Annotated in this window: 5 protein-coding genes; 1 reads left to right on the forward strand and 4 read right to left on the reverse strand. The window is 62.1% G+C overall.

What is annotated here, in order from left to right; translation table 11 throughout:
- Nucleotides 1–390 precede the first annotated feature (390 nt).
- From WBN73_RS12205 to WBN73_RS12215, 3 genes are read right to left on the reverse strand one after another with little or no spacing between them, the layout of a single operon-like run.
- Nucleotides 391–4,077 (reverse strand): 1,4-alpha-glucan branching enzyme, encoded by a 3,687-nt coding sequence (locus WBN73_RS12205; RefSeq protein ID WP_337340374.1) that lies wholly within the window; start codon nt 4,075–4,077, stop codon nt 391–393.
- 1 nt (nt 4,078) lies between these two features.
- Nucleotides 4,079–5,875, reverse strand: coding sequence for a maltose alpha-D-glucosyltransferase (gene treS, locus WBN73_RS12210; protein WP_207596393.1), 1,797 nt, complete (start codon nt 5,873–5,875; stop codon nt 4,079–4,081).
- Complete coding sequence (locus tag WBN73_RS12215; protein ID WP_337340510.1) at nt 5,875–7,959, reverse strand: alpha-1,4-glucan--maltose-1-phosphate maltosyltransferase; 2,085 nt, start codon at nt 7,957–7,959, stop codon at nt 5,875–5,877. The genes treS and WBN73_RS12215 overlap by 1 nt, the downstream gene beginning before the upstream one ends.
- Before the next feature lie 125 nt (nt 7,960–8,084).
- On the opposite strand from WBN73_RS12215, the gene glgP reads away from it, so the two are divergent.
- On the forward strand, nt 8,085–10,709 hold the full coding sequence (glgP, locus tag WBN73_RS12220) for an alpha-glucan family phosphorylase (protein WP_207596392.1): 2,625 nt from the start codon (nt 8,085–8,087) through the stop codon (nt 10,707–10,709).
- 125 nt (nt 10,710–10,834) lie between these two features.
- Here glgP and WBN73_RS12225 read toward each other — a convergent pair whose 3' ends face one another.
- A complete protein-coding gene (locus tag WBN73_RS12225; RefSeq protein WP_207596391.1) occupies nt 10,835–12,790 on the reverse strand; it encodes an ATP-binding cassette domain-containing protein in 1,956 nt (651 codons plus the stop codon).
- Nucleotides 12,791–12,833 lie beyond the last annotated feature (43 nt).

The following is a 12,833-nucleotide window of genomic DNA, read 5'->3' on the forward strand; positions in this document are numbered from 1 at the left end:
CCAGCCATAATTTCAACCAATCAATAAAACAATCGGTATCAACAAACTTGGCACACTATTGAGTTCTCAAACAACAGGTCACAATCCCAGAGCAGTACCACCAGCCTTCGCTGGATCGCTCCGGAGCAACTTTTCAAACTTACACGCTGCCTGCCTCCGGGTCAAATCGGCGAACTTGACTTGATTTTCCTTGCGGTTTCTTGTCAGCTTCACCGTCCTCCACTGGGGAGCAGCGCGGGTACTAACTATACCCCTACTTCCCCGTGATGGCAAAACCCGGCAACGACACGGTCGCTTAGGCTGGCAAAATCCTCGGAAACAAAGGGAAGAGGGCCCGGAATCCTGGATCCGGGCCCTCTCCGCCTGAAGAGCTACTGCCCTACGGGGTGATTACGAACGCCCGGGCTGCCCGGCCGGCGCGAACCAGGAGGCGCCGAGCGGAGGAAGAGTAACGGTCAGCGCGGCGGGCTGGCCATCGGTTCCGGGTGACGAGGCTTTCAGGGAACCTGCATTCACCACTCCGGAACCGCCGTACGTTTCCGAGTCGGTGTTCAGGACTTCGGTCCATTCCCCCGCTGCAGGCACACCCAGGATGTAGTCCTTATGCGGACCGCCGGAGAAGTTCACAGCGCAGACCAACGGTTTGCCATCCTGGTCCCAGCGAATGAAGGACAAGACGTTGTGGTCGGCATCCCCGCCGTTGATCCACTGGAACCCGCCGGCATCGTTGTCCCGCTGGTAAAGGGCGGGCGTCGAGGTGTAGAGCTCGTTGAGATCCTTGATCAGGAGTTGCAGTCCGCGGTGCGCCGGAATGTCCGCGAGGAACCAGTCCAGTCCATACTGCTCGGACCATTCGGCTTCCTGGCCGAACTCGGTGCCCATGAAGATGAGTTGCTTGCCCGGATGCGCCCACTGGTAGGCGAAGAAGGCGCGGAGGTTGGCCAGCTGCTGCCAGCGGTCACCGGGCATCTTCCGGAGCATTGAGCCCTTGCCGTGAACTACTTCGTCGTGGCTGATGGGCAGCAGGAAGTTCTCGGTGAAGGCGTAAACCAGGGAGAACGTAATGGTGCCGTGATGCCACTTGCGGTTGATGGGGTCTTCGGAGATGTACTTGAGCGAGTCATGCATCCAGCCCATGTTCCATTTAAGCCCGAAGCCCAGTCCGCCGTGGTTGGTGGGGGCCGTGACGCCGGGGAAGGCGGTGGATTCCTCGGCGATGATGATGGCCCCGGGATGGGACTTGTAGACGGTGGCGTTGACTTCCTGCATGAAGGAAATGGCTTCGAGGTTCTCGCGGCCGCCGAACTTGTTGGGCTTCCACTGCCCTTCTTCGCGGGAGTAGTCCAGGTAGATCATCGAGGCAACAGCGTCCACCCGGAGGCCATCGATGTGGAATTCTTCCAGCCAGTACAGCGCATTGGACACCAGGAAGTTGCGGACCTCGCTGCGCCCGAAATCGAAGATCAGGGTTCCCCAGTCCGGGTGTTCACCCAACGCGGGGTCGGAGTGCTCGTATAGCGGCTGACCGTCGAACTGCGCCAACGCCCAGGAGTCCTTGGGGAAGTGCGCAGGTACCCAGTCGAGGAGGACGCCGATGCCGGCCTGGTGAAGTGAATCCACCAGGAAACGGAACTCGTCCGGGTGGCCAAAGCGGGAAGTCGGCGCAAAGTAGGACGTCACCTGGTAGCCCCATGAACCACCGAAGGGGTGCTCGGCCACTGGCATGAACTCGACGTGGGAGAACCCGAGCCATTTCACATAGTCCACAAGTTCCTTGGCAAGTTCCTTGTAGCCAAGACCCAATCGCCAGGAGCCCAGGTGAACTTCGTAAACGCTCATGGGCGAGTTATGCGGATCTTTCGCGGCGCGGGCTGTCATCCACTCCGCATCCTTGAAGCGGTAGCTGGTGTCCACAACGCGCGACGCCGTCAATGGCGGGACCTCTGTACCGAACGCCAACGGGTCGGCTTTTTCTATCCAGTGGCCGGACTTGGTCAGGATCTCGTATTTGTAGCACGCCCCTGCTACAACCCCCGGAATGAAGAGTTCCCAGACTCCGGAGGAACCCAGGGAACGCATGCCATGCTGACGGCCATCCCAGCCGTTGAAGTCGCCCTTGACGCGAACTGCCTGGGCGTTCGGGGCCCACACTGCGAACGAGACACCGTCCACCTCGCTGAGCGCGGAACGGTAGTGCTGCACGTGGGCGCCGAGCACATCCCAAAGGCGCTCATGGCGGCCTTCACCGATCAAGTGCAGGTCCACTTCACCGACGGTAGGCAGGTAGTGGTACGGGTCATCGATGGTGACGGGTTCGACGTCGTACACCACTTCCAAACGGTAGTCCGGCACGTGGCCCGCCTGCAGCGGTTCCAGGACGGCGGCCCACACGCCATGGGCTTCATGCTCCATGTCGGTCCGGCCGCTTTCGGTCACCACCGCCACGGACTTTGCGAGGTGCTTCACCGTACGGACGGTGACGTGGCCGTGGTCGTCCAAGTGTGCGCCCAGGACCGAGTGCGGCGCGTGATAGGCGCCGGCTGCCACGCGTTCCAAGGTCTCGGAGTCCACGTGCAAGGGAACTCGGGGCCGTTCGGTGCGTGCAGAGCCAGTCATGTCATTACCTTCCGCTGTAGCTGCCGCATGCTTGCCGCGGCTTGTGTTGTCGAGGATTCGTCGTGATGCGTTGACCGGAATCGACAGCCAGTCGGGCCGGTTCCGCAACTCGTACACCACCTCGTATAAGGCCTTGTCCAGCCACAATGCCACAAAGAGCGGCGAGCGGCGGTCTATGGTTCCGGGGGTGACGTCGCTGTAGCCCTCAAGGAACGCTGCAGCGCAGTCATCCACCCAGGTTTCAGGCACGTTGGCATGGGAATTTTCGCGCGTAGCAGCACCCGCCGCATAGTCGAAGGAGCGCAGCATGCCCGTGACATCACGCAGGGGAAGATCCGGACTGTTGCGCTCGTCAATGGTCCGCAGGGGCTCGCCTTCGAAGTCGAGGATGGCCCACCGCCCTGGCCGTCCGTCGTCGCCGGACACCGATTCGTCTGCAGGAACCAACAGGATCTGTCCCAGGTGGAGGTCTCCGTGGACGCGCTGCAGTTGCCCCACATCGCGGGGATCCAGTGCGGCCAGCAGCTGGTCGAGGTTGCCGTCATAGGGCCCGACGGCGGATGCCGCCTCAGCCCACGACTGGCGGACGCGCCGTGCTACAGCTGCGATGATATTGGGCCCCTGTTCCTGCCCGTCCTGGGTACCGAACGTTTCCGCCAGCCTTGCGTGAACCGTGGCGGTCGCGGCCCCGAGCCCGCGGGCCTCGGCAGTGAAATCCTTACCGGCTGCGGCTGCTTCGACGGCCAACCGCCAGGCGTCCAACCCACCAAGCAGAAATTCATGTGCCACGGTCAGTTCTCCGGTAGCCGGCGCGGATCCGTTCGATGCCGGGCCCTCCCACGAGCCGGTGATCCAGCCGAGCGTCGCAGGAACTTCGGCGGTCCCGGCGGCGGTCAGGGCGGCGCCAAGCTCTACTTCGGGATTCTTTCCAGCCGCCAGCACGCGGAAGATCTTCACGATCGCGGCCGAATTGCCGTCGTCGATGATGACCGACGTGTTGGACTGCTCGCCGGACAGGACCCGTACGGAGGTGGGGTTTTCAGGGAGCGCGACGCGGCCACGGGTGAGGTGTCCCCGTGCACCTCCCACGCTGCCTTCGCTCCGCATCAGTTCCAGCCAGGCGGTGACGAAATCGGAATCGTAGACGGCGTCGTACACCAGGCGCAGGCCCGAGTCGTCCGTAAACTCCCCCAACAATGCCGCCGGGGCGTCCACCAGTGGTTGGCTCCGGTAGCTCAACGGAACCTGCACCACGTCAGTCCGGGGACCGCCGTCGGCCGTCCGGTGGGTCACCGCCAGCAGCACCACCTCAAAAGCAGTGTCGCCGTGAGTGCCAGGGAGGCTGACAGCGCCCACCTGCTCCAGCGCAAAGTCGGGGCTCTGGACCGGGAACCAGCGCTTGCCTGGCAGCCAGTGACGGAGAAGTCCTTCAATGGAGGGGTTCAAGTTTGCCTTGCTCATCTCATCCTTTGGAGGTCACCACGGGAATCGCCTGGGTAAAAGGCGACGACGGATTGGAAAAGGCCGAGCGCACCCGCAGCCAGTAGAAGCTGTGGCTGCCCAGCATCACGGTCAGATGACCGTTGTCGCCGACGGCCGGGAATGGCTGGCCGCCGAAAATATCGCGCAGGCCGCGGCCCGCGAATTCGGGGATGTCCAACGTTGCCGACACAGGGTGCTGGGAGAGGTTGAAGACGCACAGAATCGTTTCGGCGTCCTCGCCCTCGGGGTTGCCTGCCGGCAATTCCCGTACATAGGCCAACACCACTTCATGATCGGCTTCAATGTGCCGGAAGCCGCCCAGACCAAACACCGGGTGGTTCTTGCGGACGCTGAGGATCTGGCGGGTCCAGCGCAGCAGCGAACCGGAGTGCGCGGCCTGGGCCTCAACGTTGGCCATGCCGTAGTTGTAAACCAGCGACTGGATGACCGGCAGGTACAGCTTGCCCGGATCTGCTCCGGAGAAACCTGCGTTGCGGTCCGGGTTCCACTGCATCGGCGTGCGGACGGCATCACGGTCATCGAGCCAAATGTTGTCGCCCATCCCGATCTCATCCCCGTAATACAGGAAGGGACTGCCGGGCAGGGAAAGGAGCAGCGCATTGATGAGCTCAATTTCGGACCGGGAGTTGTCCAGCAGCGGCGCGAGCCGGCGGCGGATGCCGATGTTTGCCCTCATCCGGGGATCAGGGGCATACCAGCCCAGCATCGCGGCGCGTTCCTCGGCCGGCACCATCTCCAGGGTGAGCTCATCATGGTTGCGCAGGAAAGTCCCCCACTGGGCGCCCTTGGGAATGTCCGGGGTCTCCCGCAGGGTCTCGATGATGGGTGCGGCCTTCTGGTCCCGCAGTGCGTAGTAGAGCCGCGGCATGATGGGGAAGTGGAACGCCATATGGCATTCGGGTGCTTCCTCGGTGCCGAAGTATTCCACCACTTCATGCGGCGGCTGGTTGGCCTCCGCAATGATCACCCTGCCGGGATAGTTCGCGTCCACCATGCGCCGAAGGTCCTGCAGGAAGGTGTGCGTGGCCGGCAGGTTCTCGCAGTTGGTGCCATCTTCCTCAAACAGGTAGGGAATGGCGTCCGCACGGAACCCGTCAATCCCCTGGTCCAGCCAGAACCGGATCACGTCATAGAGGGCCTCGATGACTTTGGGGTTCTCAAAGTTCAGATCCGGTTGGTGGCTGAAGAAGCGGTGCCAGAAGAACTGCCGGCGGATGGGATCGAACGTCCAGTTGGATTCCTCGGTGTCAACGAAGATGATCCGGGCGTCCTGGTATTTCTCATCCGTATCGCTCCAGACGTAGAAATCGCCGTAGGGACCCGTGGGGTCCTTGCGCGACTCCTGGAACCACGGGTGCTGGTCCGAGGTGTGGTTCAACGGAAGGTCGATAATGACGCGGACGCCCCTGGCATGTGCCTCGGCAACCAACCGCTTGAAATCGCTGATGGTGCCGAACTCATCCAACACGGACGTGTAGTCCGCAATGTCGTAGCCACCATCCCGCAGCGGCGAATGGAAGAACGGTGGCAACCAGAGGCAATCAACGCCCAGCCATTGGAGGTAGTCCAGTTTCTCGATCAGCCCATGGAAATCGCCGGAGCCATCCCCGTTGGCATCCGCAAAGGCCCGCACCAGTACCTCGTAGAAGACTGCCTTGCGGTACCAGTGTGGATCATGCTGGAGACCGGGGGCGTTCAACTCGAAGGTGTTCTTCGGAGTGAAGTACTGGCTGGGGTTCTGCGGAGAAAAACTCACTAAAGCTGCCTCCGGATGCTCAGGATGTGTGCCGGTTCAACATGCGCATCCAGGCGGACGTAGTTGTGCTCGCCCCACTCCCAGCTCTCGCCGCTGATGAGGTCATCCACCCGGAACCGGCCGTCCTCGTTAAGGTCCCGTGGGTCCAGTTGCAGGGCCGCGAGGTCCAGGGAGACCGTGCTTTCGCGGGTGCTGTGCGGATCCACGTTGACCACGATGATCAAGGTGTCCTTGGTGCCATCCGGCAGCGTCTTGTGCTTGGAGTACACGATCGTGGCCTCATCCGTGCTGCTGTGCAGTGTCAGGTTCTGCAGGTCGCCCAGCGCCACGTGCTTCTTGCGGATGGTGTTGAGCCTGGTGATGTAGGGCGCCAGCGTGCGTCCGGATTCGGCGGCGCCCTCCCAGTCCCTCGCCTTGAACTCGTACTTTTCGTTGTCGATGTACTCCTCGGCACCCGGACGGGCCACGTGCTCGTAGAGCTCGAACCCTGCGTAGACACCCCAGAGCGGGCTGGCCGTTGCAGCCAGTGCAGCCCGGATGCGGAAGGCTGCCGGACCGCCATACTGCAGGTACTCGGTGAGGATGTCCGGGGTATTCACAAAGAAGTTCGGGCGGAAGTACGCCGGGCTCACATGGCTGACTTCGTGGAAGTACTCTTCCAGTTCGGTCTTGGTGTTCCGCCACGTGAAGTAGGTGTAGGACTGCTGGAAGCCAGCACGCCCCAAGGCGTGCATCATCGGCGGGCGTGTGAAGGCCTCCGCCAGGAAGACAACCTCGGGGTTCTTCTTGTTGATCTTGCCGATCAGCCATTCCCAGAACCACACAGGCTTGGTGTGCGGGTTGTCCACGCGGAAAATCTTCACGCCGTGGCTGATCCACAACTGCACGATGCGCAGGATTTCCTTGGACAGTCCCGTCGGGTCATTATCAAAGTTCAGCGGATAAATATCCTGGTACTTCTTCGGTGGGTTTTCCGCGTAGGCGATGGAACCGTCCACCCGCGTGGTGAACCACTCGGGGTTGGACGTCACCCACGGGTGGTCCGGGGCTGCCTGCAGGGCAAGGTCCAAGGCAACCTCAAGCCCCAGCTCGTTGGCGCGCGCCACAAAGGCGTCGAAGTCGTCAAAGGTGCCCAGTTCAGGGTGGATGGCGTCATGGCCGCCGTCCTTGGAACCGATGGCCCACGGCGAACCCGGGTCCTGTGGTCCCGGCGTCAAGGTGTTGTTGCGGCCCTTGCGGTGCTGGAAACCGATCGGGTGGATGGGCGGCAGGTAGATGACATCGAAGCCCATCTCCGCCACGGCGTCGAGCCTCCTGGCTGCCGTACGGAAATTACCGGAGGTCCACACACCAGTGGAGTGATCCAGGACAGCGCCCTCTGAGCGGGGGAAGAACTCGTACCAGGAACCACGACCCGCGAGGTCGCGCTCCACCTGCAGCGGGAAACGTTCGGAAACAGTCACCAGTTCACGGATCGGAACACGTCCGACGGCGGCCAGCACCTCAGGGCTGAAACCGGCGCCAAGGCGCTCCTCGGCAGTCTTGGTGGTATCGGCCAGCACGACGGAAGCGGCACGCAAGGTGCGCTTCTCAACAGCGCTGCGTCCGGCGTCGTCGGCTGCTTCCGCGAGGAGGGCAGCGCCCTCGGCGAGCATCAGCTCAACGTCGATGCCTGCGCCCACCTTGACCTCGGCGTTGTGATGCCAGGTGCCGTAACGGTCGTGCCACGCCTCAATAACGAAAGACCATGCCCCGGTGCCGGTGGGCGTGATCAGGCCCTCCCAGCGGTCCAGGCCTTTCCACTGCTCACCCTCGGCAGGGGTCAGGCGGACACGCTGACGTTCCTTGCCCCGGGGATCGAGCAGCACAGCGGACACGCCGAGCTGGTCATGGCCCTCACGGAAGACTGTGGCGCCGACGACGAGGTCCTCGCCCGGCAAGGCCTTCGCCGGGAAACGGCCACCTTCAACCACCGGCTGCACGGCAGTGATGGGGAACCGGCCGAAGCGCAGTCCCTGGGTGATGTCCGTAGTCGTCTTGGATTTCAGAGCGGTGATGGTTCGCGCGGTTTTCGTCACAACCACGACGTTAGCGACAAAAATCACAGAATGCTAAGCACACGACCTATCTACTCGACGCAAGATGACTTTTACCTAAAAGAAACCCAATCCAGTTCCGACTGCCATGTCCGTCCGTTAGTGTGGCGCTCGTGAAGGCTATTCGAAGGTTTACAGTCCGTACCGTCCTCCCCGAGCCCATCCGGCCCCTGGCCCGATTGGCGACCAATCTGCGCTGGTCCTGGCACCGGCCCACACGGGAACTTTTCGGGAGCCTCAACCCGGCTCTTTGGGAGGCGTCGCAGCACGACCCCATTGCCCTTCTGGGGTCCATCAGCCGCGAACAACTGCAGGACCTCGCCAACAACGGCGACGTGGTGGAGCGCGTTCAGGCAGCTGCCTCCGACCTGGACCGGTACCTCAGCGAACCGCGCTGGTACCAGGGCCTCGGCGAAGACGCTCCCGCCTGCATTGCGTACTTCTCCCCCGAATTCGGCATCACTGAGGTCCTTCCGCAGTACTCCGGCGGCCTCGGCATCCTGGCAGGCGACCATCTTAAAGCCGCCTCGGACCTCGGCGTGCCGCTGATCGGCGTCGGGCTCCTCTACCAGGCCGGCTACTTCAAGCAGTCCCTGTCCCGGGACGCCTGGCAGCAGGAAACCTACCCGGTGCTGGACCCCGACGGCCTGCCGCTCACGCTTCTTCGCCACCCCGGCAAGGACGGCATGCCCGGCAAGCCCGTCCACATTTCCCTTCCGTTGCCCAACGGCCGCGAACTCCACGCGCACGTCTGGCGTGCCGACGTCGGACGCGTTCCGCTGCTGCTGCTGGACTCCAACGTTCCCTCCAACGATGAAGCCGCCCGCGGCATCACCGACCGCCTGTACGGCGGCGGGGGCGACCACCGGCTTCAGCAGGAACTCCTCCTGGGTATGGGTGGCGTCAAGGCCCTCCGCGTCTATCAGGAACTCACCGGCACCCCCGCGCCGGAAGTCTTCCACACCAACGAAGGCCACGCAGGGTTCCTGGGCATCGAACGCATCCAGGAAGCCATGTCCGATCCCACCGTGCCCCTCAGCTGGGACGAGGCCCTCGCGGCCGGACGCGCGTCCACCGTCTTCACGACGCATACGCCCGTCCCCGCCGGCATCGACCGCTTCGAGACCGTCCAGATCAAGCACTTCTTCGAAGCCGGACTGGCACCTGCGGTGCCCACGGACCGCATCCTGGAACTCGGCCGTGAAAACTTCGACGGCGGAAACCCTTCCGTTTTCAACATGGCAGTCATGGGCCTGCGCCTGGCGCAGCGTGCCAACGGCGTGGCAAAGCTGCACGGCGTGGTGTCCCGCGAAATGTTCGCAGGCCTGTGGCCGGGATTCGACCACTCCGAGATCCCCATCACCTCCGTCACCAACGGCGTCCACGTCCCCACTTGGGTGGACCCCCGCATCTCCACCCTGGCCCGGAACCAGTTTGGCGCCGAGGCTGAAGCGTTGGGCCGGTGGGACCTTGCCTACAACGTCAGCGACGAAGACGTCTGGGCACTCCGCCGGGAGCTCCGCGCCCAACTCATCGAAGACGTCCGACGCCGGCTCCGGGCCTCCTGGAAGAAGCGCGGCGCCGCCGACGCCGAGCTCGGCTGGACCGACTCCGTGCTGGACCCGGACGTGCTCACCATCGGCTTTGCCCGTCGCGTGCCCACCTACAAGCGACTTACCCTCATGCTGCGCGACCCCGCACGCTTGAAGGCCCTGTTGCTCGATCCGAAACACCCCATCCAGCTGGTCATCGCCGGCAAGTCGCACCCCGCAGACGATGCCGGCAAGAAGATGATCCAGGACCTGGTGCGCTTCACCGACGATCCCGAAGTCCGGCACAGGATCGTCTTCCTGCCCAACTACGACATCGCCATGGCACGGACCCTGTTCCCGGGCTGCGACGTGTGGCTCAACAACCCGCTCCGCCCGTTGGAAGCCTGTGGCACCTCCGGCATGAAGGCAGCCATCAACGGCTCACTCAACCTGTCCGTCCTGGACGGCTGGTGGGACGAAATGTACGACGGCGAAAACGGTTGGGCGATTCCCACAGCCAACAACGGCGCCTCAGCGGATGAACGTGACGACATCGAAGCGTCCGCTCTGTACGAGCTCCTCGAAAACCAGGTAGCTCCGCGCTTCTACGGCACCACCGTTGCCCAAGGCGCTGGAGCTGCGGGACCGTCCGAGTCCAGCCGCGAGACCGTTCCCACTCACTGGGTATCCATGATCAAGCACACCTTGGCAAACCTCGGCCCCGCCGTTTCCGCGGAACGTATGCTCCACGACTACGTCAACAACCTCTACTGCCCGGCCGCTGTTTCCGGGCGCAGGGCTGTTGCCGAATCCTTCAAGGAAGCAAAGGAACTCGCCGCCTGGACCACCAAGGTCCGGAACGCGTGGCCCCAGGTAATGGTGGAGCACGTTGACTCCGTGGGGGTCTCCGAGGAACCCCAGGTAGGCGACAGCCTCCAGGTCAACGCCTACGTGGCCCTCAACAGCCTCACCCCGGATGACGTGTCCGTCGAGGTAGCTTTTGGGCGGGCCGAGGAGTCCGACGAACTCGAGGACATCGTGGTGGCTGAACTGGACTCCGTGGAAGACCTCGGCAACGGACGGCATCTGTTCAACGGCTCCGTGGTCATCAATCGGTCCGGTTCCTTCGGCTACACCGTCCGGGTGTTCCCGAAGCACTCGGCGCTGGCTTCCAAAGCTGAGCTGGGGTTGATCGCGAACGCCTAAGCCTTTGAAAGTGTATGGCCCCGCTTTTCCGTTGTTGCTCAACGACGGAAAAGCGGGCGGCCGCTGGGGGAGGGTACTGTTTTGCATCCACGAAGCTGGTTCGGGGGGAAACTCAGGTGGGATTGCTACGCGCGAATCGCAATAGCGGGATCTTGGCGACTGGCGACCCACGCGGGGTATATGGCGCTCACAATACCGGTGGTCGCACCCAGAAGGACTCCCACCAGCCATAGCTCCGGGGGCAATACGGGCGGCCAGGCCTGGATCCAGGAGACGCAAAGCGTGGTCACAGTTCCGATGATGCCGCCGAGCGAACCTGCTGTCATTCCAACGATGAAGCCCTCAAGGATGAAGGATCGGCAAATTAGCCATCGACTTGAGCCGATCGCTCGTCGAAGGGCTATCTCTGCCGATCGGTTCTGAACGGTCAGGTACATCGAGGAAGCCGCAGTGATGATCGCCAGGAGCATCAGGACCAGCGATAGCAATGCGATGAGCGACCCGAGATCATTTGAGACGTCCTGCCTGATTGACTGAATATCGGCTGTGACGTCTACTTTTGCCTTCCCCGGGTCGCTCGGCGAGTATGCAAGCGGTGCTACTCGGGCAATCGCAGCCGAGAAGCCCTTTTCGGTTCGAACTTGAACTTTTAGGTCTGATCTTGAGACGGCACGCATGATGCTGGCGTTTACGAATACGGAGTCAGCGTACTCAGGAAAGTTTGGGCCAGGTTCGAAGACACCAACAATCGGCACAAGTTGGTCATCGATCCATATGCTCACCCCTGTCGCCGGCCCGGATTTCTTGCTGAACGGTATGTCGAGCGCAATTGCCGCCTTTGTCGAGACTACTGCGAGTGGACCAGCTAGTGGGTCATCGAGGGCACTTCGGATGTTGTGGGGAATTAGCTCGATTCCGAAGTCATTGAAGTAGTTCTTCGAGGAGGAGTGGAGTGACAATGGCGTTTCGGGTTCCAGGTCGGAGGGCTTAACCCGTGTTATGTGTACGTCTGCCGGAACCGCTGAGTACACATAGGATGCGCCGACTACATGAGGAAGACGGGCAATGCGATCTACCCCGGAGCGAAGCCCATCGAAATCGTCTCGAAGCACGGCAGGTCCGTCTTCGATGGAGATGGACAGCCGATCCTGTGAGGCGATAGCCAGCCGATTGTTTATGGCATTCGACGTCGTCGAACTGATACCCAGGGCACCCGTCATCCCCCCGATGGCAATCGCAAATGCAAGAATGAGAAGCATTGTTCGCAGGGTGCGGGCCGAGAGCGCGCTCAGTGCATCGCCCCAGTCATCCATGAGGGAACACACGGTGCGAGAGACCCATGACTGCTGACTGGCTGCACCAAACGGCTCGAGGTCGACCGGAACCCTAGGTTGCGGCATTGGTTGGGACTTCGTTTCGACGTCACTCGTGATTCGACCGTCCCGGATCTCAATTCGGCGATCCGCTTGGTTCGCCACGTCCACATCATGGGTGATGACAATGACGGTGACACCTTCGGAGTTGAGTTTCCGAAGGTATTCAATGACCCGTCTGCTGTTGTTTGAATCAAGATTGCCTGTTGGCTCGTCGGCAAGAATGATCCGCGGGTGTGTCGCAATTGCCCGTGCTATTGCAAGTCGTTGCCGTTCGCCGCCTGATAGGAGCTTGGCTTGGACCTTGCGTTTATGCTCCAGACCTACGAACTCCAGCGCGTCCAAGGCAGCCGACGCCCGCTCGTCCATCGGCACGCCTTGGACCCGTAATCCGATAGCAGCATTGCTGATCACACTATCGTCACCGATGACGTTTGAGGACTGGAAAACGAACCCAATCAGGCGTAATCGCATCGTGTCGAGGCTTCGTTCTGAAGCGGCGTCGACGGCTTGCCCACGAATGGCGAGACGTCCGGAGCTTGCTCTGTCCAACAAGCCCAAGACGTTCAAAAGCGTCGATTTCCCTGAGCCTGAAGGGCCCACAATGGACACGAACTCACCGGACTCAATTGCCAGTGAGACGTCAGATAGAGCGGGGGAATCGGCACCTGGATATGTACGCGATACTCTCTCCAGGCTGATCGCCAATGCGTTATCGGAGCCTGTATATTCTGCTCTGCGCGTGAGAGGC

The sequence above is a fragment of the Paenarthrobacter sp. CCNWLY172 genome (genome assembly GCF_037402035.1).
GTDB lineage: Bacteria > Actinomycetota > Actinomycetes > Actinomycetales > Micrococcaceae > Arthrobacter.

Bases quoted from the DNA above. Each gene is read 5' to 3' on its own strand.
- WBN73_RS12205 (WP_337340374.1), bottom strand. From the start codon at position 4,077: ATGAGCAAGGCAAACTTGAACCCCTCCATTGAAGGACTTCTCCGTCAC.